This window comes from Paenisporosarcina sp. OV554 (assembly GCF_003058165.1).
Lineage (GTDB): Bacteria > Bacillota > Bacilli > Bacillales_A > Planococcaceae > Paenisporosarcina.
Window position 1 is genome coordinate 172,843 of the sequence record NZ_QBUC01000004.1, and the last position, 26,367, is coordinate 199,209.

19 protein-coding genes, 1 pseudogene, 1 riboswitch and 1 other annotated feature are annotated in these 26,367 nt (G+C 37.2%); of the genes and pseudogenes, 7 read left to right on the plus strand and 13 right to left on the minus strand.

What is annotated here, in order from left to right:
• The first annotated feature begins 184 nt into the window (after positions 1 to 184).
• Positions 185 to 352, plus strand: a complete 168-nt coding sequence (locus C8K15_RS20560; RefSeq protein ID WP_199224065.1) for a hypothetical protein — start codon at positions 185 to 187, stop codon at positions 350 to 352.
• A gap of 537 nt (positions 353 to 889) precedes the next feature.
• Here the strand turns inward: C8K15_RS20560 and C8K15_RS05490 are convergent.
• The 4 genes and pseudogenes from C8K15_RS05490 to C8K15_RS20230 form a co-directional block, all read right to left on the minus strand.
• A complete protein-coding gene (locus tag C8K15_RS05490) occupies positions 890 to 2,065 on the minus strand; it encodes an acyl-CoA dehydrogenase family protein (protein ID WP_369973708.1) in 1,176 nt (391 codons plus the stop codon).
• A 112-nt stretch (positions 2,066 to 2,177) separates the two neighbouring features.
• Positions 2,178 to 2,281, minus strand: a riboswitch (SAM riboswitch).
• A 120-nt stretch (positions 2,282 to 2,401) separates the two neighbouring features.
• Positions 2,402 to 2,777 (minus strand): annotated as a pseudogene (locus tag C8K15_RS20700) (DNA polymerase Y subunit UmuC family protein); the annotation flags it as partial.
• 244 nt (positions 2,778 to 3,021) lie between these two features.
• Complete coding sequence (locus tag C8K15_RS05495) at positions 3,022 to 3,792, minus strand: sugar phosphate isomerase/epimerase family protein (RefSeq protein ID WP_108585424.1); 771 nt, start codon at positions 3,790 to 3,792, stop codon at positions 3,022 to 3,024.
• 452 nt (positions 3,793 to 4,244) lie between these two features.
• A complete protein-coding gene (locus tag C8K15_RS20230; protein WP_158268263.1) occupies positions 4,245 to 4,418 on the minus strand; it encodes a hypothetical protein in 174 nt (57 codons plus the stop codon).
• A gap of 594 nt (positions 4,419 to 5,012) precedes the next feature.
• Between C8K15_RS20230 and C8K15_RS05500 the strand changes: the two genes are divergently transcribed.
• On the plus strand, positions 5,013 to 6,683 hold the full coding sequence (locus C8K15_RS05500) for a M4 family metallopeptidase (RefSeq protein ID WP_108585425.1): 1,671 nt from the start codon (positions 5,013 to 5,015) through the stop codon (positions 6,681 to 6,683).
• Between the two features lie 546 nt (positions 6,684 to 7,229).
• On the opposite strand, the gene C8K15_RS05505 is transcribed toward C8K15_RS05500, so the two are convergent.
• Entirely contained in the window at positions 7,230 to 7,733 is a 504-nt protein-coding gene (locus tag C8K15_RS05505) for a DinB family protein (protein ID WP_108585426.1), read from the minus strand.
• Positions 7,734 to 8,263: 530 nt separating this feature from the next.
• On the opposite strand from C8K15_RS05505, the gene C8K15_RS05510 reads away from it, so the two are divergent.
• The gene (locus C8K15_RS05510; protein WP_108585427.1) at positions 8,264 to 9,079 is read left to right on the plus strand and encodes a cobalamin-binding protein; all 816 of its coding nucleotides are present in this window, start codon (positions 8,264 to 8,266) and stop codon (positions 9,077 to 9,079) included.
• A 59-nt stretch (positions 9,080 to 9,138) separates the two neighbouring features.
• Here C8K15_RS05510 and tyrS read toward each other — a convergent pair whose 3' ends face one another.
• Positions 9,139 to 10,404, minus strand: coding sequence for a tyrosine--tRNA ligase (tyrS, locus tag C8K15_RS05515; protein ID WP_108585428.1), 1,266 nt, complete (start codon positions 10,402 to 10,404; stop codon positions 9,139 to 9,141).
• A 191-nt stretch (positions 10,405 to 10,595) separates the two neighbouring features.
• Positions 10,596 to 10,795, minus strand: a binding site (T-box leader).
• 108 nt (positions 10,796 to 10,903) lie between these two features.
• Here tyrS and C8K15_RS05520 point away from each other — a divergent pair.
• On the plus strand, positions 10,904 to 13,822 hold the full coding sequence (locus C8K15_RS05520; protein WP_108585429.1) for a transglycosylase domain-containing protein: 2,919 nt from the start codon (positions 10,904 to 10,906) through the stop codon (positions 13,820 to 13,822).
• 116 nt (positions 13,823 to 13,938) lie between these two features.
• On the opposite strand, the gene acsA is transcribed toward C8K15_RS05520, so the two are convergent.
• Positions 13,939 to 15,657 carry an acetate--CoA ligase gene (acsA, locus tag C8K15_RS05525; RefSeq protein ID WP_108585430.1) on the minus strand — a complete coding sequence of 573 codons (1,719 nt, stop codon included), beginning with the start codon at positions 15,655 to 15,657 and terminating at the stop codon, positions 13,939 to 13,941.
• Between the two features lie 172 nt (positions 15,658 to 15,829).
• Between acsA and C8K15_RS05530 the strand changes: the two genes are divergently transcribed.
• Genes C8K15_RS05530 through C8K15_RS05540 form a run of 3 tightly spaced genes read left to right on the plus strand, consistent with a single transcriptional unit; the run spans position 15,830 to position 18,281 of the window.
• The gene (locus C8K15_RS05530) at positions 15,830 to 16,462 is read left to right on the plus strand and encodes a GNAT family N-acetyltransferase (RefSeq protein WP_108585431.1); all 633 of its coding nucleotides are present in this window, start codon (positions 15,830 to 15,832) and stop codon (positions 16,460 to 16,462) included.
• Positions 16,463 to 16,482: 20 nt separating this feature from the next.
• Positions 16,483 to 17,130 carry an acetoin utilization AcuB family protein gene (locus C8K15_RS05535; RefSeq protein ID WP_108585432.1) on the plus strand — a complete coding sequence of 216 codons (648 nt, stop codon included), beginning with the start codon at positions 16,483 to 16,485 and terminating at the stop codon, positions 17,128 to 17,130.
• Entirely contained in the window at positions 17,100 to 18,281 is a 1,182-nt protein-coding gene (locus C8K15_RS05540) for an acetoin utilization protein AcuC (RefSeq protein ID WP_108585433.1), read from the plus strand. Before C8K15_RS05535 ends, C8K15_RS05540 begins: the two co-directional genes overlap by 31 nt.
• Positions 18,282 to 18,847: 566 nt before the next feature.
• Here C8K15_RS05540 and ccpA read toward each other — a convergent pair.
• The 6 genes from ccpA to C8K15_RS05570 all read right to left on the minus strand — a co-directional run bounded on the left by ccpA (position 18,848) and on the right by C8K15_RS05570 (position 26,317).
• Positions 18,848 to 19,846: a catabolite control protein A gene (gene ccpA, locus C8K15_RS05545; RefSeq protein WP_108585434.1), complete on the minus strand. Its 999-nt coding sequence runs from the start codon at positions 19,844 to 19,846 to the stop codon at positions 18,848 to 18,850.
• Positions 19,847 to 19,967: 121 nt separating this feature from the next.
• Positions 19,968 to 21,053 (minus strand): bifunctional 3-deoxy-7-phosphoheptulonate synthase/chorismate mutase, encoded by a 1,086-nt coding sequence (locus C8K15_RS05550; protein ID WP_108585435.1) that lies wholly within the window; start codon positions 21,051 to 21,053, stop codon positions 19,968 to 19,970.
• A gap of 268 nt (positions 21,054 to 21,321) precedes the next feature.
• Positions 21,322 to 21,888 (minus strand): YtxH domain-containing protein, encoded by a 567-nt coding sequence (locus tag C8K15_RS05555; RefSeq protein WP_108585436.1) that lies wholly within the window; start codon positions 21,886 to 21,888, stop codon positions 21,322 to 21,324.
• Positions 21,889 to 21,925: 37 nt separating this feature from the next.
• Positions 21,926 to 22,387, minus strand: a complete 462-nt coding sequence (locus C8K15_RS05560) for a DUF948 domain-containing protein (protein WP_108585437.1) — start codon at positions 22,385 to 22,387, stop codon at positions 21,926 to 21,928.
• Between the two features lie 164 nt (positions 22,388 to 22,551).
• A complete protein-coding gene (gene murC, locus C8K15_RS05565; RefSeq protein WP_108585438.1) occupies positions 22,552 to 23,847 on the minus strand; it encodes a UDP-N-acetylmuramate--L-alanine ligase in 1,296 nt (431 codons plus the stop codon).
• A gap of 127 nt (positions 23,848 to 23,974) precedes the next feature.
• A complete protein-coding gene (locus C8K15_RS05570; protein WP_233260386.1) occupies positions 23,975 to 26,317 on the minus strand; it encodes a DNA translocase FtsK in 2,343 nt (780 codons plus the stop codon).
• Between the last annotated feature and the right edge of the window lie 50 nt (positions 26,318 to 26,367).

Here is a 26,367-nt window from a genome sequence, read left to right on the forward strand (position 1 = left end):
TTTTAATCAAACTTCTTTCAATATGGAGTTAATGTGTTTGCTACTAATAATGGATTAACTATTCCTATTTTTTATTGCCTTTCCTTGTGAAAAGGCTAGTTAATTAACACCTAAAAAGAAGAAATGTCCATTAAGAATAAAACCTTCTAAACAGAGCACATTAGACTCTAGGAGGTGAACATCCATGAGTAAAAACAACAAAAAGACATTGAATGAAAGAACGCATAACAGCCTTGGAATCTACAAAAACCCCAACAATCACAAAGAAGAATTTGCTGCCGACTTTGATTCTAAACCTAAAAACATTGTTAACAACAAAAACAAGAATCAACAATCCAACAAAAATAAATAATACTATTGAAAGGTGAGAGCTATATGGACTCGCCTTTCTCAATCTAATTAAAAATACTGTCCATAAATTGAAGTGAACTAAAGTAGTGTTTGCTACAGTAATCTCACCCTCATTACACTGATTATCTATAGTTAATTGAACAATTAACTAATTTCTTTTTCTCTTCAAATTATTCTATCTCGTTTCACTTTCAGCAGTGAATGATAAATGCTTTTTTAAAGAAAATGTTCCAATTGAAAATGACAAGAAAGAATGGATGAATTTGAAGAACAATCATATCCTTGCGGTTTCTCATTTCTTCCTTTTTACACCGATCAATTCCATATTCATCGAATATTCATAGTCGAGTTGACGGGCTTTTGGCGGTTTCGCTTTCCAGTCCAGTGAATAAATATCCATTCTGTCTTGGGACAATAGACAAACAAAAAAGATTGTCTATGACAATCTCCTGTTCTTCAACTAAAGCACCCGTTAGTTGACCAAGACAAGGCAAACACTCTCATTCGATGAAATAAAAAAACCGCTGAACCAGATTACTTATTTATCTTTATTATTTATGTTTTTATCTTCTTCCAATGCAGTTAGTGCCAGTTTTTTTATCGTCATATCATCCATCGGAGGGTTATGTAATCCTGCGCGAACGTCACGATAGTAACGTTGTAATGGATTAGTTCTTTGTAGACTTTTCGCTCCAACCAATCGCATCGCTTTATCAACAATTGTTATAGCAGAGTTTGTCACAATATGTTTTGCAACACTTACTTCATTTGTCAGTAAATGTCTTGTTGCTTCGTTATCATAAGAAGAAGCCGCTCCATAGATGACGAATCGTGCTTTCATAAGCTCTAAATCTATTTCGCCAATTAGCTGTTGAACATTTGGTAACTGTGCAATTGGTCCATTCAAACTGTTTGGAGTATGCGTATTAGCAAAATGAACTGAGTAATCGCGTGCCGCTTGTGCTACTCCAAGATAAGTAGCTGGAATATGGAGTAACCAACCATTTATTTTCCCGCCACTTACAAACTCCGGAAGTTCGACTAAATCAGAGTTTTGGACAACTACATTATTTAATATTAAATCGTTGCTACTCGTTCCGCGCATGGATACGACATCCCACGTTTCTTCGATTGATACCCCATCTAAATCTCTGTTGATAAGGAAGAAACCTACTTTTTCTTTTTCTTCAATCCAAGCAGAGGTTAGAAAATAAGAGAGTATCGGAGAAGCCGTTGTGAAAATTTTCCGACCATTTATTACCCACGTATTTCCTTTTTTTATAGCGGTTGTACCTGGACGGCCCCCGCGCGTGGGACTACCTGTTTGTGCCTCACTAACAGAACGGTTTACTAGTGCCCCATTTAGAACTTCAGTCGCGAAAAAGTCTAGTTTTTCCTTTGTCCAAAGCTTTTTTTCGAATAACTCACCAACCACACCTAAACTCCAGCCAATGGATAATGCAGTACTAGCATCATAACTTGCAAGCGTTTCTTGCATAAGGACCATGTCGTAAACAGAGAATCCTTCTCCACCTAGTTCAGTTGGTAATGTAAGACTTGCATAACCAAGACCGACTAAATCCTTCATATTCTCTATTGGAAAAACGGAAAGCTCATCAATTTCCGCAGACCTACTTTTAAATCTTTCTTCAAATTGTTGCAATTTATCGAGCCACTTTTTTTGTTTTTTCGTTTTTATATATAAATTACTCAACAGTGTTCGTCTCCTTTAATATATGTAACCTACTATTCATATTGATTAAGTACGAATTAAACGAAAATAAAAAAATCTTTCAAAACAAAAAGAGTGTCATGTACATTAAGTACACTTATCTCTCAATACGGTTCTTTCTGGCTGGAGACCATACCATAGATCAAAGCGGTTGCTGAAGCATCATTCGGCCAGTCCCTCTGCTTCTCTTGATAAGAAATATGAAGTTATTGAGATGAGTTTAATGCTGGAATTGAATGAAGTCAATTTTAAACATTACAAAACCAATAGGAATTAAATTATATTTAGAACTAATTATTCTCTTTAGGTCACGTGCGGTCTCTTCACGTCTTCGCACATTTTAACCGTAAAGATATCTTCCGTTTTCACATAATCTCGAAATAGGATTTGTCCCTTTCCATAACTAACTGCCCCTCTAATCAAGGTGCTTGAGTTCCGATAAATCAATTCCCCAAGCATGATGATAGAGTTGATTTCCCATTACACCAAAGCGCACTTCAAGTGTTTATTAATCGCTATTCGCGTCATCACCAACCATAAAAATCCACATCCCATGAAGGTTTGGTTACATACGTCGCCCAATTCCCCTCATCTCGCTTAACGGAATCACTGGCCACAATTTTAAGGGTATGTCCTCAAATGTCCATTTCGCCAAACCGGTCTTCTTCTCTTCCAAATCAAACGCCAATTTCGCTTATGTGGGCATATACCTACTGCTAAAGGCAAATGGAATAGTTTCAAAAAGTTATCGTTACGTACATTTTCCGAAAACCATAAGCAAAGTATGAGCTTTAACATTGCTTATGGACGTCCGGCGACAATATCACATACTGCAACAATTTCTACTTTTATATTATTCTGATAGGCAGATGACGAAATATAGAGATTGTTCCACAACCGATTACGCCTCGTTTAATGTACTCATTTTCATTCTCATTCTATTTCTTTGCAAGTTGCGGTAGTTTTGTTTTTAAAAAATTAATGCTCATTCCAATGCTCTCAAATGGAGTCCGGCGAGTGAAATCCTGCTCAACGACCCACCACTGAACTCCCGCTTCTTCTCCTATATTCAATACTGCTTCAATATCAACTCCGCCTGTTCCAAGCTCCGCGAAAAATTGTTCCTCATCAGTCGTCATGTCCTTCAAATGGATAATCGGTGTTCTATTTTTATATTTATTAATCCACTCAACTGGATTTTCTCCTGCCTTTTTCAGCCAATACACATCAAACTCTGCTTTCACATTGTCTTCCTTTGTATCTTCTAAAATGGATTCAAGCGCCATTCTGCCATCTGAGAGAAGGTCTAGTTCAAAATCATGGTTATGATAAAGTAGTGTAATGCCTTCATGGCGGCACTTTTCCCCTGCTTGATCCAATATAGAAATAAGGTTACGATAATGTTCTTCTGAACGGCGGTCAGGCAATAAATAAGGGCAAACTACATAATTACTTCCTAACGTTTTCTGGTCTTCAATAACCCCGGCTAGGTTGTTTTCCAATTCTTCTAAAGGAACATGACTGGACGCTGCCTGAAGGCCAAGTTCATCCAATAGCACTTTTACTTCTTTCGCAGTCATTCCACCGTATCCGGCAAATTCCACTCCATCGAAGCCAAGTTCTGCAACCTTTTTCAAGGTACCGGAAAAATCTTGCTCGCTTTCCTCTCGCAATGTATACATTTGTACAGCTACTGGAATTTTCGTCATCTCTTATATCCTCATTTCTATTAGTTAAGAACATCACTTATGTGATTTTATCTTTCATCCATGCTCTTCACTCATATGTTTCTTCATTAATAATTTTATTTAGAAAAACTTCGAAGGAAGCCAGCCATTTTCAACACTTTGCCTAAAATTCCAACCTGGCATGATACCTTCTTCCTGCTTTTAACTCCTGCTTCCTTGTTCAAAAAATGCTAATAACTGTACGGACGCATATGCCTTAAACGCTAGATTTTTTTGAAGCTCATCCAGACCGTCTAATGAATTAGGTGGAATGCCTAAAGACCATTCTCTTACAATAACAGGTACTTCAGCCTGTAAACGCTTGACGGCCGCTTGGTCACCGTCAAATGAATATGCAAAAACATATCGTTATTGCTATCTTCCTCAGTAAAACAATGATAGATAACTAATTCAACAATTGAACAACATTCATTTCATGGAACATTAATTATATATTCATTTTCCGTAACTATGAATTGTCCTCCATTTATGTATTGAGGTTCTGTCAACTTAACATTAGTATCTGTTTCAAATTGCATGTCCAATCCGTTTTTAAACGATAAGTGAACTGGATATTTTTTCACTGAACTCCCCCGATAAATAATCAATTCGACTCCACATCTGGAATTTCCTTCAACTTACTCCAAAACATTAATCAGGACAACAGGGGCTCATAAGACCTTCTTTAGAGTGGAATGGACCCATAAATGGTCGCAATCAACTTATATTACGAGTATCGGATGAACACCACGTAGAAATTCTAATATCTTGAAATCAGGCTTTCTTCCAACCCGTCCATAGTCAGAACGCTAACAATTTCTTTCGGCAATTCCATCCATTTCTTTTCTTCTCACGGGAAAACAAAAAAACGCCCTTGTGGTTACTTCTAAAGATTATTTCATTTGCTAATTTGCTAAAAGTCTCAAATCAATATCCCCTTTGAATGTAATACCTTCGGCTAACCCTTTCCTTATCAAGGTTTATCAAAAAAATAAAATCATTCATATCAGATTCTTCATCTATTCCACAACGAAGAGTCTATTCTTCAAATAAATTTATTAATTGGTAAATTATACCTACACCAAGGCGTAGTTAGGCATAATTTTAATTATTTATAAAATTAAAATAATTCAATTTATTCATTCGAATTATTTTATACTAATTTATAATTAAAATTATCCAATTTTAGGAGGTATAAAATATTGAAGAAAAAGCTAATTGTACCCGTATTTCTGTCGTCAGCATTGTTGGTAGGTTCTATCCCAGTTAGTAGTGTATTTGCGCAGTCGGTTGTTTCGAGTGAGGTTAATAGGGTACAAGCTTCTAAGGAGTGGAATGAGAAAGCAAGCGTTCCTTTATTTGTGACGGAGCGATTTGAACAGAAATTCTCTACTAGCACCCCTTCCAATGCATTAAATTATTTGAAGAAAAACCAAGTTAAAACCGGAATTACAAATCCGGATAAAAACCTAAAAGTGAAAAGTGTACAAAAAGATGAACTGGGTATGACTCACGTCCGTTTTAAACAGGCAATAAATGGAGTTAACGTAGAAGGATCCGAAGTTATTGTTCATTTTAATGAGAATAATGAAATAGTATCCGTGAACGGAAGAATAAATCAGACTATTGCCGATGATGGAGTGGACACGACTGCCTCCTTAAGTAGTGATGCTGCACTACAGGTGGCGTTATCCTCTGTCACTGCCCCTGAAGAGCTGACATATGAGCCAACTACTGAGCTTGTTGTCTATCCTTTTGAAAAGGAAAATCATACAGCTTTTAAAGTGAATGTTAACTTCATGGGTGATGAACCTGGAAACTGGTTTGTGTTTGTGGATGCAAATACGGGAGAAGTAATCGATAAGTATAATGGCTTAATGCATGCTGAAGAAAATAAAACACAAAAAGGTGCTGGAAAAGGTGTTCATGGCGATCACAGGGAATTACATATCACCCAAGTGAAGGAACCGAAATCCGGGACTAAGTTTGCGTTAGCAGATTACTCTCATGAGAATCTTGAAGGCATTTTTACCTATGATGCTAACAATGATGGGAGTTCAAAGAATGATACTCTATATGTTGGGAATTCTGCTGCATTAATAGGCGACTATGATCGAGCTGCTGTCGATGCACACTATAATTCCGAGAAGGTATATGAGTATTTTCTAAATGAACATGGCCGTAATTCCCTGGATGGGGAAGGAATGGCAATCGTTTCTAAAGTTCACTATGGCAATAATTATAACAACGCATTTTGGAATGGCAGTTATATGACATATGGAGATGGTGACGGTGAGTTCTTTATTTCACTATCAGCCGGTCTTGACGTTGCTGCCCACGAAATGACTCATGGTGTCATTTCTAAGTCTGCAAATTTAGTATACCGCCATCAATCTGGAGCCCTAAACGAATCATTCGCTGATGTTTTTGGTGTACTCGTTGACGATGAAGATTGGGAAATGGGTGAGAATATTATGGCACCAGCTGCAAAAGCTGAAGGTGTAACGAGATTGCGCAGCCTAAGTGATCCAAACAGTGTTGTAGTTAGTAATGCGCAAAGAGCAGCATATGGCAGCGGGGTCTATCCGAATCATATGGATGAATATTATGATATGCCAACTAATGTAGATAATGGCGGTGTCCATGTTAACTCCTCCATTACCAATCATGCTGCATACTTGATTGGTCAAGAAATTGGAAGGGAAAAATTAGGGCGAATTTACTATCGTGCTTTAACTGTTTATTTAAACCCTAATTCAAACTTTAGCGACGCACGTCAAGCTATCGTTCAGTCTTCAATCGATATTTATGGTGAAAGTAGCGAAGAAGAGGTAGCAGTTCATTCTGGATTTGATGCGGTGGGAATTTACTAAGTAGTTAAATGGAACGTATGCAGAAATAAAATAAAGGTGCCAGTCCCCAGCTGCATTATAGCGGTAGTGAATAGGGGGACAGGCACCCTTTTTAGATACTTTAGTTTGATACAGATTACATAAAAAAAATGCATTCACAGCTTGTTCTGTTTCGCTCATTTACGCTTCTAATTACCACCAGCCATAAATTATTCTATTATTTTATTAACTTCACCCATTTGGATGAACTCGAATGGCTACCATATGAACCTTTCTTTCACCACTCATTACGTTTTCCGAGTTGTTACCATCCTCTTCCTTTGAGCTAGCAGAAAGATCAGAAATGTTGGCCAGTAAAGGTCAGAATAGTGAAATCTGGATTCCAATTAAGAAAAAAAAATAAAAGAGGCTGTAATTATTTAAAAACAGATGAAAAAAATGTGAAAAAACAGGCATCTGTGAATAAAAAAAGTGTCGAAATAGGAGTTCTGTAGCAAATTTTCATGTTAACTCGAACATAATCCAGTTAGTCATTGGATATCTCACAATTGGAAGATTATTTAACCTTTATACCGAGTAGTGTGATTTAATTTCTTCTATTTGCTCTATATGTCGCTGTTCATGTAAGTATAATATTTCGATCCATTGATAAAGAGGCAAATCACCAAAGACTGGATGTTTTAGGGATTTATCAACTAACATGGATGTGTCTTCCACAGTATTCAATACACTATTTAATAAATTTCTTGAATGATTTAATTGGTCAACTATTTGATGAGTTTCGGATGAGTCCAGTTGTGGCTTAACTACTTCTGGTGCTTCCAATTTATTTGATCTGTCTAAGATAAAGTCAATTTTTTTAGGTTCCGAACAGGCATTGGATTTTTTTAGCCCATAAGCAATCGCCCTTGCAAAAGTTTCTTCAGTTAAAGCTAAGTGTTGACAAACTTGAGCAATACTCCAGCTATTAACTTCAGGAATATAATTAAATTCTTCATAACTTACGTTATTTATTTCGTTAAGCAGATTATTCCTCGTTATTAACAGATTATTATCTTCTGATTTATTCAAAATATCTCAACCTTCCCAATCAATTTATTTAACACGTAACATACTATGCACTATGTTTTAAAATAATCCATTTCTATTATTCATAAACACATAAAAATCATGCTGTAGCGTGTAAAGATTTTATAAAGAATTAAAGAAATTGGTTTCGGAAGACCGAACAAATATATAGAACCCCCGTTAAAAAAGCTAAAAGAACTTGATACACTAGTTTGGAAAGAGGTTGAGTACTCTATATGTCGCTCATTAAGAGGAACAGACTTAAAGGACAGCTTTCTGTTTATACACGTAATGACATGGATAGTTTAAAATTAGGAGGAAGTACATCGAGAATTATAAATTAGAAGATATTGACCTTTGGGTAACCCCTGTTTTGATTCTGTCTCAAAAACAGGGTCAGTCCCTAGCGCAAATACGATAAACAACAGGATTAACAGAACCTAAAATTAATATGAAATCAAAAATTTGAAATTCTATTTGGGTTTCTTTTATGTGCATATGGTACACTGTTGGAAAAAATAAAGGAGTCAATGATGCGACTAATATCGATTTGCCCAAGCAATACAGAACTACTTGCCTACTTAGGATTAACAGAAAATCTCGTTGGACTTGATGACTTTTCAGATTGGCCTTTATCTGTTCAGCATTTACCGAAGCTTGGTCCAGATTTATCCATCGATATCGATGCACTTGAAGCATTAAATCCCGATTTGGTTCTTGCTTCGCTGAGTGTTCCTGGCATGGAGAAAAATGTGAACGAATTAGTGGCTCGCGGTATTCCTCATCTTGTTTTGGATCCACAAAGTTTAAACGACATTGCTGAGGATTTATTGACAGTAGGAAATGCATGTGGAATAAGTCCGCATGCAGAAGTTGTTGCGACTGCATATGAATCTTTCGTAAGAGAAATGAACAAACGAGCTGCCACGGTTGAAAAGACACCTGAACTATACTGGGAGTGGTGGCCAAAACCAATATTCACTCCAGGGAAAATTAATTGGTTAACAGAAGTGAGCGAGATTTCTGGAGGTCGCAATATTTTTCGAGATGTAGAATTAGCCAGTATTCAAACAGACTGGGATGACGTCATGCGTCGAAATCCAGATTATATCTTCTTGGCATGGGTAGGTGTAAGATTAGACAAAGTAAACACAAAAGTGGTTGAAAAACGACCTGGATTCGATGGACTAACAGATGAACAGAAAAGTCATCTATATATAATGGAAGAAGAATTATATTGTCGTCCTTCCCCTCGTTTACTTGAAGGCGCTCTTAAACTCTCTAATATATTACATCCAGACATTTATGGAGATTTAGAGTTGCCACTTTGGATCAAGCATAACAAGTGATTATTAGGAATATATAAAAGCTGCTAGACGAATTCAAAATCGTCTAGCAGCTTTTGTTTTTATACGAATTTCACCATATGGTATTTCTTCTTCCCTCTTCGAACAATTGAGAATGAATCATCTAAACGATTTGCTTCACTTACGATATGATCAACAGCAGTTATTTTTTCGCCATTTATTGAAATAGCACCATTTGTTACATCTTCGCGCGCTTGTCTTTTTGATGGTGATACGCCAGCATCTACTAACAAGTCGACGATATTTTTGTCTACTTTCGCCATTTCAATAGAAGGAACGTCTTTAAATGCTTCCTTCATTTCACTTGCTGAAAGGGCTTTTAAATCTCCGCTAAATAATGCGTGCGTAACGCGAATGGCATTTTCCAATGCATCTTGACCATGAATCATACGCGTCATTTCTTCAGCAAGTACTTTTTGAGCTTTACGTAAATGAGGTTCTTCAATGACAGTCACTTCAAAAGCCTCGATTTCTTCCCGAGTTAAGAAAGTGAAAATCTTCATGTATTTAATGACGTCTGCATCTGCAGCATTCATCCAAAACTGGTAAAACTCATATGGTGTTGTTTTTTCGGCATCTAACCATACAGATCCTGAGGCAGACTTACCAAATTTTGATCCATCAGCTTTAGTAACAAGTGGGATAGTCATACCAAATGCCTTTGATTCATCGGTATGAGTTTTACGAATAATTTCTAGGCCGGTAGTAATATTCCCCCATTGGTCTGATCCACCCACTTGAATACGGCAATTATGAGAATCGTATAAGTGATTGTAATCGATTGCTTGAATCAACATGTAAGAGAACTCAGTGAAGGATATTCCACCTTCTAATCGAGAAGCGACAGTATCTTTAGCTAACATGTAATTGACACCGATATATTTTCCGTAGTCACGTAAGAATTCAATCACATTCATCGAGCCAATCCAGTCACGATTGTTGACCATAACTGCTCCATTTTTAGAGCTGAAATCAAAAATCCGTTCCATTTGAGCTTTTAGTCCTTTAACATTCTGATCAATTTGTTCAGTAGTTTGTAATTGGCGTTCTTCACTGCGACCTGATGGGTCCCCAATCATTCCTGTTGCCCCACCAATTAATAAAATCGGTTGATGCCCGTGAAGTTGAAAACGGCGTAATGTTAATAAGGGTACGATATGTCCTATATGCATACTATCTGCGGTTGGATCAACCCCACAATATAAAGATATTGATTCGTTATTTAAAAGGTTCACCATTCCTTCTTCGTCTGTTAACTGGTAAGCAAGTCCTCGCCATTTTAAGTCTTCCATCAATGAGTTTGTCATTTTAAATTCCTCCTTTAAATATTGGCTCTTTTAAATAATATTGTTGTTTGTCGTACATTTGCGTTAGCCCCAAATGTACTATTTCGTTTGTTTCAACAGCAATCTGATAGCCCAACTTTTAATACAAAAAACGTCCCTCTCATAATCTGAGCTAGACAATAAAAAAGTCCCTGCACGATTAATTAAAATCATGCAGGGACGCTAATATTATTTGCGCGGTACCACCCAGCTTGAAGGAACTTGCCCTTCCGCTCTTCAGACACAGTATCGTTGTGTAAACGTTTAAGCTCCCAGCCTGTAATTCATGTATGCACACTGACCAACTTTCACCAACCGCTGGCTCTCTAAACAGCACTTGCATTCATTACTTCGGACTTTTCATCACTTAAAGCACTATATATTTTTTCATTGTACGCCTAAAATTTTCGTTGTCAATAAAATTAATAAAAAAGGAAGTTTTTATGATATAATAGGACAAGATTTTAGGGGGTCGATTCCATTGAATGATCAAGTGAAAAATAGACTAAAACAAATAAGTGAAACATGGGATAAATGGACAAAAGCACGATGGGCAAAAGGCCTACGTATAACGTCTGGTGTCTTTTGGAATCTTGCTATACTAGTGTTAATTGTTTTTCTAGTTGGTGGAGCATTTGTAGGATCTGTTGGAGCGGGTTACTTTGCTTCATTGGTAGATCAAGAACCGCTAAGAAAAGAAAAAGAAATGCGTAGTTCTATACTAAGTTATGAAGAAACCTCGGAACTTTACTTTTCCGATAATGTTTATTTAGGGAAAGTAAGAGCAGATTTACAGCGTCGAGAAACGAAACTATCTGAAGTGTCACCATTTGTTTTAGATGCAGTATATGCAACTGAAGATGAATACTTCGAAGTTCATAACGGGGTCGTTCCAAAAGCCATTTTCCGTGGACTATTTCAAGATGTGACGAACTCGGATAGTCAAACTGGTGGATCAACATTAACTCAACAGTTAATTAAAAACCAAATTTTAACAAACGAAGTTTCTTATGAGCGTAAAGCCAAAGAAATTCTTCTCGCATTACGACTTGAGAAATTTATGGAAAAAGATGAACTTTTAGAAGCCTACTTAAATATTATTCCTTATGGCCGTAATGCTGCAGGAGAAAATATTGCCGGAATTGAAACTGCCTCAGAAGGTATTTTTAATGTAAAAGCAAAAGATTTAAATCTTCCTCAAGCTGCTTTTATTGCAGGCATACCACAAGCACCTTTTGCACACACACCATTTACTAAAGAAGGTTTAAAAGATGCTGATGGGTTAAAACCTGGGATAGACCGAATGTTGACCGTTCTTTATCGAATGAAAGAAACTAATTACATTACGGAAAAAGAGTACAATGCAGCAATTGCATATGATATTAAAAAAGATTTTCGTTCTGCAGAAAAATCAACAAGTGAACGATATCCTGATTTAAATGCTGAACTGGAGCGCCAAGCAATTGCAATCATTTCAGTGTTGTTGGCTGAAAAAGATGGAATTGACCCCGAACGTTTAGAGGAAGAAAATAAATTAAAAGTGAAATATGAGATGCTGGCTGAACAAAAGATGCGTGTAAATGGATATCGTATTCACTCTACTATTGACAAAAAATTATACGATACACATCAAAAAGTAAAAAATGAGTTTGAAAGCTATGGTTTTACAACTAAAGAAGAACGTACGAACAAAGATGGTGAAACTAAACTAGTGGATGTTCCTGTTCAAGTCGGAAGTATTTTAATGGAAAACAGCACTGGTCGTATTTTAAGCTTTATTGCAGGACGTGATTACAATACCGAGAAGTTAAACCATGCTACTCAAGGATTCCGTCCAAATGGTTCCACAATGAAACCACTTGTCGGTTATGGACCTGCAATTGAATATGGGGTTATTGGTGCAGGTAGTCCTGTAGTTGATGTGAAATTAGATGGTTTTATGGCAGGACCTATACTATACAAACCTGGAAATTTCCTTGCTAACCAAGAGCTTGGAATTATTCCAGCTCGACAGGCTCTTGCTACTTCTCAAAACTTAGCTGCAGTTCGCCTGTATGATTCAATTAAAGATCGTAAACCTACAACTTTTTTAGAAAAGATGAATTTCTCTAAAGTTACAGATGGAACTTATGCTAACCCATCAACCGTACTTGGTACAGTAGATGTGTCAGTTCAAGAAAACACCAATGCTTATGCTACTATAGCAAATGCTGGACAGTATGTTCCCTCGTATATGATTGAGAAAATTGAAGATGCCGATGGTAATGTCGTATTTCAACATAAGTCAAAAGCTGTTCCTGTCTATTCACCTCAAACTGCATATATTTTAACTGATATGTTAAGAGATGTTTTGAGCGTCGGAACTGGAACAAAAGCGAAAAGCATGTTGAAATTCAGTTCGGATTTTGCAGCAAAAACTGGCACAACAAACGAAGCACATGATGTTTGGTTTATGGGATATAATCCATCTATCACACTAGGCGTATGGTTAGGTTATGATAAACAAAAAACTTTAATTGACCATACTGGTAGATATCCTCAACCAGGAGCACGTGTAAATATGTTATGGGCAAAATTAATGAACGCTTCTTATGATGTGAATCCTAAAATGATTGATCCAAACATAGAATTTAAAGCGCCAAAAGGTGTAGTGTCACGTTCCTTCTGTGCTATTTCAGGGATGGCACCTTCAGCTGAATGTTCTCGTGCTGGTCTTGTGACATCAGATTTATTTAATGGAAACACTTTTGTCCCAACTAGAGTAGATGATAGTTTCGTTTCTTCTTCATACGTAATGATTAAGGACAAGCGTTATCGGGCTCTTCCTACTACACCAAGCGAATTTGTTACAGCTGGTGGGGTTGGTGTTAACGAAGATTTTATTAAGCGCATGTTCGGTAGAATGAATGGCGATCCTAGTAAATTGTTCCCGAATAACTCTAGATTCGCAAATCGTGTTGTTTCCGAAGATACTTTTAAAGCAGATGGAGCAGCACCACAACCTGTTACTGCTACATTATCAGGACAGAAACTAACTTGGACGAATTCCGCTTCGTATGATGTTGTTGGATACCGAGTGTTCAGTCGTACTGGAGGAAACAATGTTCTTCTTACTTCGATTAAAGAAGCAGGTGGAAATTCGTATCAAGTTAGTGGACCAGGTGAATATTTCGTTGTAGCTGTTGATATTACAGGGGTTCAATCCTCTGGATCTAACGTAGCTAAAATTGAGACTCCTGAACCTGAGCCTACTCCGGAACCAAAGCCAGAACCGAAACCAGAGCCAAAACCGGAACCAAAACCTGAAAAACCAAAACCACCAGTTGTAACACCCCCAGTGGTGACTCCACCAGTGGGGACACCGCCTCCAGTTGTGACTCCACCTGGAGATGGAGAATAAACATACTAAAAAGCTGTGGACCTTATCGATAAGATAAGGACCACAGCTTTTTTCATTCTTATGAGAATTTCTATTTAGGTCAACAGAACACCAAACCATCATCTCAAATTTATCCATTAATCTTCCATTGTTGATAAATCACCTGTTGGCAAATCTAATTCCCAGGCTTTTAAGACACGTCGCATGATTTTTCCGCTACGAGTTTTTGGAAGTTTATCTTTAAATTCAATTTCACGAGGAGCCGCGTGTGCAGCTAACCCTTTTTTCACAAATTGTTGAATATCAGCAATTAATTCATCCGAAGGTTCCACACCTTCTTTTAATGCCACGAATGCTTTAATAATCTCTCCACGTACTGGATCCGGTTTTCCGATAACACCAGCTTCTACAATCGCCGGATGTTCAAGTAGTTTACTTTCCACTTCGAACGGTCCAACACGTTCTCCAGAAGTCATGATAACATCATCAACTCTTCCTTGGAACCAGAAGTAGCCATCTTCATCCATGTATGCAGAATCTCCTGATACATACCATTCATCGTTTAAGAAATAAGATTGGTACTTTTCAGGGTTGTTCCAAACTTGACGCATCATTGATGGCCATCCCTTTTTCAATGCCAAGTTCCCCATTTGATTCGGAGGTAATACTACTCCCCGATCATCTACTATTGCTGCCGTAACACCCGGTATTGGTTTACCCATTGATCCAGGACGAATTGGTAAGCAAGCATAGTTACAAATCATTTGAGCACCCGTTTCCGTCATCCACCAAGTGTCATGAATACGGTGGTGGAATACTTCAGCACCCCATCGAATAACCTCAGGATTTAATGGTTCCCCGACAGATAAAACGTGACGTAATGAAGATAAGTCATAGTCTTTCACCAAGGCATCACCAGCTCCCATTAGCATACGGAAAGCGGTAGGTGCGCTGTACCAAATTGTGACTCCAAACTCTTCAATTGCTGAATACCAAGCTCCAGGAGAAAAACGTCCGCCCATGACAACCATCGTTGTCCCAGTTAACCACGGCCCAAAAATACCGTAAGATGTTCCAGTAACCCATCCTGGATCGGCTGTACACCAATAAATATCTTGTTCATTCAAATCTAGTACCCATTTTGCTGTTTGATAATGTTGAACCATTGCTTCTTGAACATGTAGTACCCCTTTAGGCTTGCCCGTCGAACCCGACGTATAATGGAGAACTAAACCATCTTCTTTATCTAGCCATTCAACTTTGAAATAAGGCGATGCCGTTTTCAAATGCTTCATGAAATCAATCGTTTTATTATTTTCCTTAACACTGTCTCCAACTAGTAAAATAGTTTCTAAGTGAGGTAATTTATCTACGGGAATACGTCCTAAAAGTTCAGGTGTAGTGACTATGGCTTTCGCTTCACTATCTGCTAAGCGATCATAAACGGCACCTTCCATAAACGCTTCAAAAAGCGGTCCAACAATTACACCCATTTTAAGAGCGCCTACTAAAGCAAAATATAATTCAGGAGAACGTGGCATGAAGATAAACAAACGGTCTCCTTTTTCTAGATTTGTATGAGTTTGCAATACATTTGCAGCTTTGTTTGACCATTTTTTCATTTCATTAAAGGTATAAGATTCTTTGCGATTAGCATCTTTATAATAAAGTGCAATTTTGTTTTTTCTATCAGAATTTGCATGTCGATCAATGGCTTCATGTCCCATATTTATTCGACCAGTTTCATGCCAACTAAACGCTTTTTCTGCATCTTGCCAATCAAAATTAGCTGCAGTTTCGTCGTAGTTTTGGAGTAAATAATCTCCTTGAACGACCGGAAGTACTTCAAGTTTCATTTCTACCACCCTCTCAGTTACGATACAAATACTAGTTTACCTTAAATTAAATGTAAATGGCGAATAATTTTACTTTTTCGACTATACGGAAATGAAAAATATTGAAAACATTTTCCTTCTGTTCTTTTCATGTATAATAGGGGTAATTGTAATTATTTTCAGGGGTGAACTCATGGAACATAAAAAAATCTATAATGCCATGGAATTAAAAACGAAACACGGCAATTTAATTATTGAAGGACCCATTTCGGCAGAGGATATTGCCCGTTATGATTTCCATGAAGATTTGGTTGCATTTCGTCCTCCTACTCAACAACATAAAGCCATTGTTGGCATTGCTAAATTACCAGAAGGTCGTATTTTAATTGCACGGGACAATATGACCATTGTTGGTTATGTTACTTATTTGTATCCTGACCCTCTTGAGCGCTGGTCAAAGGGACAAATGACGAATTTAATCGAGCTAGGAGCGATTGAAGTAATTCCAAAATATCGAGGAACAGGTGTTGGAAAAACATTGCTTCGTGTTTCCATGATGGATGATGCAATGGAAGATTATATCACCATCACAACCGAATATTATTGGCACTGGGATTTAAAAGGAACTGGTTTGAATGTATGGGAATATCGAAAAATTATGGAGAAAATGATGAACGCCGGTGGCTTAGAATATTTTGCAACAGATGAACCAGAGATAAGTTCACATCCAGCAAACTGTTTAATGGCGAAGATTGGATCACGAATTGATACCGAATCTATCCAACGTTTCGATCAACTTCGTTTTATGAATCGTTTTATGTATTAATTCGTAAAGGAGCCTTTCCTATGATTGTGGAACAAATGATGAATACAAATATTTTAACTCTTCAACCGACTCATTCAATTAAAGACGCAATCAATTTGCTTCTGGAAAATAAAATTCGGCACTTACCTATCACAAATAAAAAAGGTCACGTTGTTGGTGTATTATCGGATAGAGATATTAAAGATGCTACTCCCTCCAATTTAATCGATAATCAACAGCATGATATATATGCAACACCAATTGAAGAAATTATGACCAAAAATCCACTTATCGGTCACCCACTGGACTTCGTTGAAGAAGTGGCTACTATTTTTTATGATCAAAAAATCGGCTGTTTACCCATAGTTAGTAGTGGCAAATTAGTTGGAATCATTACTGAAACTGACTTATTATATAAATATATTGAATTAACTGGTGCACACCAACCTGGTTCACAAATAGAAGTACGTGTACCAAATAAACCTGGGATATTATTTGAAGTGTCTAAGGTTTTTCACGATCATCAATCAAATGTATTGAGTGTCCTTGTCTATCCAGATTTACAAAATGACGAAAACAAAATCTTAGTATTCCGTGTGAAGACAATGAATCCTCTTGGGATTATTGAAGATATACGTAAAGAAGGTTTCGATGTGCTATGGCCAAACATGCCGGGAATGACAACTTAAAAAAACATGCTGTTTATATTTATTCTGAGGATCAATTAGGCTACAAATTTTCTAAAAATCATCCGTTCGACCAAAAAAGACTGGTACTTACTACTGACTTATTAAGAAAAATGAATGCGCTTACAGACTCAGATATTGTTACGCCCCGTATAGCAACTGATGACGAATTATTACTTGCGCATGATGCGAGATATATTGATATTGTTAAAAAAGCGGGTCAGGGACTTGTCACTTCCTCTCAAACCGAAAGTTTTGGGATCGGGACAGACGATACACCGATTTTCCCAAACATGCATGAGGCTAGTGCAAGATTGGTAGGTGGGACGTTAACTGCAGTAGATTATGTAATGGAGAATAAAGCTTCACATGCACTTAATTTAGGTGGAGGACTTCACCACGGCTTTCATGGCCGTGCATCTGGCTTTTGTGTATACAACGATAGTTCAGTAGCAATCAAATACATACAACAAAAATATAAAGCTCGTGTTCTCTATATTGATACTGATGCTCATCATGGAGATGGTGTTCAGTGGAGTTTCTATGAGGACCCTGACGTGTGTACAATCTCGATTCATGAGACAGGCCGCTATTTGTTCCCAGGAACCGGAAACGTTACTGAGAGAGGCTCTGGTCAAGGATACGGCACATCATTTAATTTGCCTATCGATGCATTTACAGAAGACGAATCTTTTTTAGAACTTTACATGACAGCTTTTCGCGAAATAGCTGAACATTTCAAACCAGACGTTATCATTAGCCAAAATGGTGCAGATGCTCATTACCTCGACCCCCTCACCCATCTTTATGGGACTATGAAAATCTATCATGAGATTCCAAAACTAGCCCATAAGTTAGCTCATGAATATTGTGATGGGAAATGGATTGCAGTTGGTGGTGGTGGATATGACATTTGGCGAGTTGTTCCTAGAGCTTGGTCACTATTATGGATGGAAATGAATGAAATTCCGCTCCCACAAGGTAACTTGCCCAAAGAATGGCTAGATCAATGGCAAGTAGAATCACCAGTGACTTTGATTCCAACATGGTTAGATCCAGATAACTTATACGAACCCATTCCACGTAAAGAAGAGATAACGGAAAAAAATAAACAAGTTTTAGGTAAAGCTCTTTATTCTATACGTTCTCATTAGGCTATGTTAAAGAATGCTCGCGATATTGAAGAACAAAAGAAAGAGTACATTTGCGGCTAGCACTCAAAGGAACGAAGGTTAAAAACGCCACGTCCTGCTCCTGCGGTTACTCGTCGCAAAATGCAATGCAAGAAATTGCTCCTGCGGTTACTCGTCGCAAAATGCAATGCGAGAAATTTTGTGGCAACACCTTCATGACCCACTTCCTGTGGGCCCAAGAATGAGTCCCACAAGTTATGTGTTTTTTATACTTGTTGGCTCATGCGGAACGTGCGGTTAGCGTAAAGGTACGATAAAAAAAGAATAGTTTAATAGAGCTGTTATAAAAAGAGGGAATCGGCTCCCTCTCAGCGGACGAACAGTTGATATTGAAGAACAAACCAAAGAGTATATTTGCGCCTAGCATGCCGCATGAGCGTGAAGAATGAGACCCACAAGTATGTGGTTTTCATACTTGTTGGCTCATGCGGAACGTGCGGCTAGCGCAAAGGTACGATAAACAACAATGTAAGAGCGTCTCATTAAAAAAGGAGGAAACTACCAAAACTGTAGTTTCCTCCTTTCAATTATTTCACCGAATCTCTTTCTTCAATACGATGAGGTAAAATAACCGTTTTTTCTTCAATCTGTTCTTTGTTCATGTATTTAGTTAACAAGCGCATCGAAACTGCTCCAATATCATATAAAGGCAATACGATACTTGTTAATTCTGGACGTACCATACGTGCTAACTTTGAGTTTTCAAAACTGATTACTTCAACATCATTTGGAACTTGTAATCCTGCATCTTGAGCACCGTGAATTAATCCAATTGCTAACTCATCATTACCCGCAAAGTAAGCAGTTGGTGAATCTTGAATACTTTTTAGTTTATTAAACGTTGAATATCCGTCATCATAAGTTGCTTCACTTTCCACGACTAATTCTTCATCAAGTTTAAGACCTGCATCTTCTAAAGCTTTTTCATAGCCCGTAAATTTATATGCTCGGTTGATTGTTGACGATAATGAGCCTGAAACGTAAGCAACTCGCTTGTGATTATTTGTAAGCAATCGATTTACAGCTTCATATGCTGCTTGATGATAATCAATGTTAACTGAAGGCATTTTCCCAGATGCATCAACTGTACCTGCTAAAACTATTGGGACAGGAGAACGCTCCATCATCGTTAATAATTCAATAGATACATGTTCACTCATGAACACAATTCCGTCTACTTGTTTTCCAAGCATAGTTTCAAGAAGCTGTAATTCTTTATCTTCACGTTGATCGGAATTGGATAAAATAATATTATATCGATACATTGTTGCGATATCTTCTATTCCACGAACTAATTCAGCATAAAAAATATTAGAGATATCAGGAATAATAACTCCCACAGTCGTTGTTTTTTTACTCGCTAAACCTCTAGCAACTGCGTTTGGACGATATTCTAATCGTTCGATTACATCCAGAACTTTTTTGCGAGTCGCAGGCTTTACATTTGGATTGCCGTTGACGACACGAGATACTGTAGCCATCGAGACATTTGCTTCACGTGCTACGTCATAAATTGTTATTGTCATATGTATTTCACTCCCTGATCAATCCTTATCTTCTATCATCATATAACAGTTTTCAGTCGTTTTCCAATGTTACCTCAAACCAAAGAAAAATACCGGTTCAGTATTTGAACCGGCATGAAAATTATGCGTGAATTTCATATGCTTTCATGAACTTCTGAAGTGAATCATAAAACTCATCAAATTGTTGTAAATTCATTTGTTGTGCAGCATCCGATAAAGCAACTGCTGGATCAGGATGTACTTCAGCCATTACACCATCTGCTCCTATTGCAATTGCTGCTTTAGCTGCAGGAAGTAATAGATCACGACGTCCAGTAGAGTGCGTAACATCAACAAACACTGGTAAATGTGTTTCTTGTTTTAGAATTGGCACCGCTGAAATATCAAGTGTGTTACGTGTCGCTTTTTCATAAGTTCGAATTCCGCGTTCACATAAAATGATTTGATCATTCCCTTGAGAAATAATGTACTCTGCAGCATGAATAAATTCTTCAATAGTTGCAGACATTCCTCGTTTTAATAGGACAGGCTTGTTAATTTGTCCCGCTGCTTTCAACAACTCGAAATTTTGCATGTTGCGAGCACCAATTTGAACAACATCAATATAGTCTAAAGCATCTTCAAGATGGTGAGGTGTCACAATTTCAGAGACAACAGCAAGATTGTATTGCTGAGAAACACGCTTAAGAATTTTCAATCCTTCAAGACCAAGACCTTGGAAATCATAAGGTGATGTACGAGGTTTGTATGCTCCTCCTCGAATCATTCTCAATCCTTTTTGTTGGATTGCATTCGCTACTGCTGCAACTTGATCAAATGACTCTACTGCACATGGTCCGAATACGAATGAAGGTTTACCTTCACCGATGCGTTCCCCATTAATGACAACTACTGTATCTTCAGCTTTCTTTTTACGAGAAACAAGTAATGCTTTGCGATGATCATTTTCTTGTAATTCTAAAGCCGTTTTAAAGATTTCTTTAAAAATGTGGTCTGCTGTTGATTGTGGTAGTGGACCAGCATTATTTTCTTTAATTAAGTTCAACATATGACGTTCGCGAAGAGGATCATATCGGTTGACACCTTGTTTTTCTTTTACTTTCCCGATTTCTTTTACAACAGATGCACGTTCATTGATTAAACGAAGAATTTCTAAGTTTAATTCGTCTACATTTTTACGTAAGCTATCTAATTCTGGATGGCTCATACCTTCGATCTCCCCTCATATTCATATCATATTTACAAAGAGTTAACGTAAACTGTATGATGTGTTTTTTGATATAAGACTTATTATAGTACTTGAAATTCAGAAAGTCACGTATTATCTTTAACGCTTCAACGCGCTAAAGTATTTTAATAGCTTATTGTTCCTCTATTATGCACTTAAATCCCCATTGTATCCTGACCAGACACTGTTCTAATGTTTCAAATAAAAAAACGCCCACGTAATTTAAATGTGGGCGTTTTCTACATTTTTATACTGTTTTTTTATCTGCAACAGCCTCTTTTAAAGCTTTTGCAGTAGATGTTGTACTTTTGTCTTCATTGACTACTTCATCAATCGTGTTAGTTACCGTCTCCATGAAATCAATTGGTTCTTCACCTTCAGAAGATGCCGTACCGTCATCCATTGGTGTAGACGTTTTTGATTTAATAGATTTAACTTTATCAACTAAAGGACCAGATTTTTCTTTCAATTGAGAAGAAAGTTGAGATGTTTTTTCTTTAGCTGTAGATGAAAAGTCTACAGTTTTTTCTTTTAAATGAGTTGCTTGCGTAGTAACATCACCACGAAGTTCTGCTCCTGATTTTGGGGCAAGGAATAATGCAGTTGCAGCTCCGATGATTCCTCCTACTAAAGCTCCTATTAGAAAGTCTTTTGAATTAACGTCATCGTTTGAGTTGTAAATAGGATCATACTGTTGTTGACCATTAGAAAAGTTCACTTGTTCTGGAAGGTAAGATTCCGTTTGGTTAGATTTATTCGTATAGAATTCACGGTTATACTTCGCTTCGTTATAATTAGGTTTGCATTGTGTCATGTTATTTCCTCCTTATTTTTTAAAATCTCTTTATGGGTTACTTTTGTTCACTTTGATAAATTGTATAACCTTCACGTGCTTCTTCAATTGCTTTACGTTCTTTCCATTTGTCACGAATGCCAAATGCTATATTACTCCATTGCACAACTTGTGCAATTTTATCTTCATTTCTTTCAACTTCTGTTGAAATTGAAGAAGTGATACGACGAACTGACGTATTTAAGCCATTTACTGACTCTCCTACATTTTTCACAGCATCTACCACGCTGTTTAGTTTTTCAGATTTATGTTGAATATCTGAAACCAAACTGTTTGTTTTATGCAATAATTCCGTTGTTTCTCGTGTTACACCTTGTAATTGACCTTCTAATCCGGACATTGTTCCAGATACTTCATTTAGCGTTTTCTTTAGGGAAGTCAAGGTCATTGCAAGACTTACGCAAAGAACGAGAAATCCTATAGCTGCAACTAAAGCTGCTATGTATAATATTATTTCCATTATACAATCTCCTCCTTTAAAGTGTTCATAATACCTATGTTCCCTCAGACAAAGATAAATAAACGTCTCAAGTTAATTTTATTCTACAAAAACAAGTTATCTCCTGCTAAAATAAAAAAAAAACTCTAGTTTATATTTAACTAGAGTTATTTTTCTTTAGTTTTTTAAATTTTAGCTTCGAAAGCTGCTTGGAATTTTTGTACATCTCCAGCACCCATGAATAAATAAACAGCATTTTCATGTTTAAGTAATACGTCAATTTCTTCAGTCTTAAGAATGACACAATCATTAATTAAATCACACAAATCCTGAATCGTTAATTCTCCAACATTTTCTCGGGCTGAACCAAAAATATCACATAAATAGACGGAATCGGCACCCTCTAAACTCTCAGCAAATTCACTTAAAAAAGTTCGAGTGCGGGAAAATGTGTGCGGTTGGAAAATCGCAATTATCTCACGATCCGGATATTTCTGACGAGTTGATTGGATTGTTGCTTTAATTTCAGTTGGGTGATGAGCATAGTCATCTATTAATATTCTATTGCCTTTTCTACTCTCAGTAAAACGACGTTTAACACCACCGAATGAAAGTAATTGCTGCTGAATCACCTCAACTGGGATACCTTCGTAATTACATAACGAAATAACCGCAAGTGCATTTAAAACAGCATGATCTCCGAAAAATGGAATTTCAAATTTAAGATAAAACTCGTTGCGAACAAATACATCAAACGTTGAACCTGACGTAGTTTTCGTCACATTTCGAGCTTCAAAATCATTGTTAGAACCAAATCCGTAAAACACTACAGGTACATTTGCTTGAATTTTTTGAAGATGCTCATCATCACCGCAAGCAATAATCGCTTTGTTCACTTGTAAAGCCATAGATTGGAATGCACTTACCACATCTTCAATACCTGAGAAATAATCTGGATGATCAAAATCGATATTGGTCATTATCATATAATCAGGGTGGTACGCTAAAAAGTGACGACGATATTCACAAGCCTCGAATGCAAAAAATTCAGCTTGTGATTCACCATGACCAGTACCATCTCCAATTAAATAAGAAGTAGGTGCATATCCGCTTAAGACATGTGACATTAAACCAGTGGTTGATGTTTTACCGTGTGAACCTGTAATCCCGATAGAGGTATACTGATTCATCAAATTGCCTAAAAAGATATGATAACGAATTACTTCGACTCCTATTTCATTAGCACGAATCAACTCTTCATGATCGTCTTTAAACGCATTACCTGCTATAACTGTCATGCCTTCTTGAATGTTATCTGCATTAAATGGCAAAATTTTGATATCACGTTTTCGTAATGGCTCTTCTGTAAAGAAATGCTTATCTATATCAGAACCTTGAACTTGATTTCCTGCATCGTGCAAAATCTGTGCAAGTGAACTCATGCCAGACCCTTTTATTCCTGTAAAATGAAACACTGTCATTTGATTAAACCTCCTGGGAAAGGTGCCCATACTTTATTTCCACTATTCTCTTACCCTATTATATCATCATTTAATCTTGTCTCGAATTGAACAATTGTTCCCACAATTATTAAGTTAGTCAAATCCTTTAATCTTTAAATAGGAGTTCCAAGTCATTTTCTGTAATAAATACTTCTCGTGCTTTGCTTCCTCTTGACTCCGAAACATAGCCATGTTTCTCCATTAAGTCTACCAACCTAGCTGCACGGTTGTAACCAATATGGAATTTGCGTTGTAATAACGAAGTCGAAGCAGAGCCTTGGTCTAAAATAAAGCGACAAGCTTCTTCAAATAACTCGTCTTTATCCTCAGCCACTTCTAATCGACGAACTAGTTCCTCTTGCTCAAATAAATAAGATGGCTCTCCTTGGCTACGTGCATGTTCAATAATTTCGTCCATCTCTTCGTCTGTTACATAAGTTCCTTGTAACCGAATCGGTGCAGACATCCCATTACCTAAATACAACATATCCCCACGTCCAAGTAATCGTTCTGCCCCTTGGACATCAAGAATGGTACGAGAATCAATCTGAGATGATACAGAGAAAGCAATACGTGTCGGAATATTAGCCTTAATAAGGCCGGTTATGACATCAACTGATGGACGTTGTGTAGCGACAACTAAATGAATTCCGCATGCACGAGCTTTTTGAGCAATTCTACAAATAGATTCCTCTACTTCTGTTGGTGCCATCATCATTAAGTCAGCTAATTCATCTATAACAATTAATAAATAAGGCAGTTTTTGCGCAAATTGTCTCTTTTCGTCTGCCATCGCATTGTATCGAGTAATATCACGAACACCTGTATGTGCGAAAAGCTGGTACCTACGTTCCATCTCCTCAACTGCCCATTTCAATGCAGCAGTAGCAGCTTTAACGTCCGTTATTACTGGACTAACGAGGTGAGGAATATGATTAAATGGAGCTAATTCGACCATTTTAGGATCAATCAGTAATAAATTTAATTCTTTTGGAGTTGCTTTATATAATAAGCTGATGAGTATCGAATTAATACATACTGATTTACCTGACCCTGTAGCACCTGCGATTAAACCATGTGGCATTTTTCGTAAATCAATGGTTACCGGTTTTCCAGTTAAGTCTAAACCAAGTGCCGCTTCAAGAGGCGAATCCGAATCTATAAAATTAGAGCTTCCAACAACTTCAGACAATCGGACAGGTCTTGACGTTTGATTTGGTATCTCAATACCAATCGAACTCTTTCCAGGAATCGGCGCTTGAATACGTATATCTTTCGCTGCAAGGGCCAATTTTAAATCGTCTGCTAAATTACGAATTTTGCTCACTTTCGTACCTTGTCCAACAGTTATTTCAAATTGAGTAACAGCAGGTCCTTGGACCATTTGGATAATTTCCGCTGTTACTTGGAAATAAGATAGGGCTTCTATTAAGCGATCTGCCTGCATTTGCATCCAATCGAAATCTTGAGTCTTTTGCTCAGGTGATACTAAAAAGTGTTCCTTTGGAAAGGTATACCCAACTACAAGTTCTTCCTCTTCCGTAACAGATTCAATGGTTACAGTCTGCTCAATTATCGACTTCTTGACAGCTGGAACAACTGTAGATTTAATGACCGGTTTATCCGGAAGTACTTGCTTAATAGAAGGGGCTGAATTTGTTGGAACTTTCTTTTTTTCATATTTTTCTTTATCTGAATTTAACATCATGACATTAAACGGAAGTGATTTCTTGACCTTTTCAGTTGTTGGTTTTTCAACCTCAACCGAAGAAACAGGTACAACTTCTTCGACAGTTTGAATCGTTCCGACTGGCACTTCGACCTTAACAGGTGTCTCTTGAACCGGTTTTGTTTCTACTATGGTATGTTGTTCTATTATTACTGGTTCACTCGGAGCGATAATGACAGATTCGCTTGGAGTAACATTAACTGGCTCAGTGGTTTTAATCGGTATATGTTTTTTTGGCTGTAAGATTGTAACCGCAGTTTCAGCCAGCACTTCCTCAGCATTCTTTTTGGTCAATAATTCACCAATGGGTGTTATTTTTGGTCGATTAAAACCGTGAATCGGAGACGGAACTTCAGTTGGTTTGAAAGTCTTCGTCTGAACTGGTACTTTTGTTATCCTCGGCTTTACTTCCTGGCTAATATCTCGTTTAATTGGCTGGCTTACATACTCAAGACTCGGTTTAGTTGCTTGATGAACTACTGTATTTTGTCGCTGTTGCTGCCATTGTTTATGCATATACAATGGTCTATGTTCTTCTTGTGAATTATCTACGTACTCTTCCTCACCAAAACGACCTTTTTCATCATCACTTATTAGTGGGAATCGAAAAGGTGTTTTAGACTCTCTATATGTAGGTGCTTCATTTTCATCAATATACTCTTCAAGATCCTGCTCTTCATCAGAAAATACTTTTTTAAATGCTTTGGTAAACCAATTCAATTGCAAACCCTCTTTTCGTGTCAATGTCTCTATTTTAACAGGTTTGCTAC

Coding starts and splice junctions, on each gene's coding strand:
- C8K15_RS20560 (WP_199224065.1), top strand. CDS start 185: ATGAGTAAAAACAACAAAAAGACATTGAATGAAAGAACGCATAACAGC.
- C8K15_RS05495 (WP_108585424.1), bottom strand. CDS start 3,792: ATGACGAAAATTCCAGTAGCTGTACAAATGTATACATTGCGAGAGGAA.
- C8K15_RS05510 (WP_108585427.1), top strand. CDS start 8,264: ATGCGACTAATATCGATTTGCCCAAGCAATACAGAACTACTTGCCTAC.
- tyrS (WP_108585428.1), bottom strand. CDS start 10,404: ATGACAAACTCATTGATGGAAGACTTAAAATGGCGAGGACTTGCTTAC.
- acsA (WP_108585430.1), bottom strand. CDS start 15,657: ATGAAACTTGAAGTACTTCCGGTCGTTCAAGGAGATTATTTACTCCAA.
- C8K15_RS05530 (WP_108585431.1), top strand. CDS start 15,830: ATGGAACATAAAAAAATCTATAATGCCATGGAATTAAAAACGAAACAC.
- C8K15_RS05535 (WP_108585432.1), top strand. CDS start 16,483: ATGATTGTGGAACAAATGATGAATACAAATATTTTAACTCTTCAACCG.
- C8K15_RS05540 (WP_108585433.1), top strand. CDS start 17,100: ATGGCCAAACATGCCGGGAATGACAACTTAAAAAAACATGCTGTTTAT.
- ccpA (WP_108585434.1), bottom strand. CDS start 19,846: ATGACAATAACAATTTATGACGTAGCACGTGAAGCAAATGTCTCGATG.
- C8K15_RS05550 (WP_108585435.1), bottom strand. CDS start 21,053: ATGAGCCATCCAGAATTAGATAGCTTACGTAAAAATGTAGACGAATTA.
- C8K15_RS05555 (WP_108585436.1), bottom strand. CDS start 21,888: ATGACACAATGCAAACCTAATTATAACGAAGCGAAGTATAACCGTGAA.
- C8K15_RS05560 (WP_108585437.1), bottom strand. CDS start 22,387: ATGGAAATAATATTATACATAGCAGCTTTAGTTGCAGCTATAGGATTT.
- murC (WP_108585438.1), bottom strand. CDS start 23,847: ATGACAGTGTTTCATTTTACAGGAATAAAAGGGTCTGGCATGAGTTCA.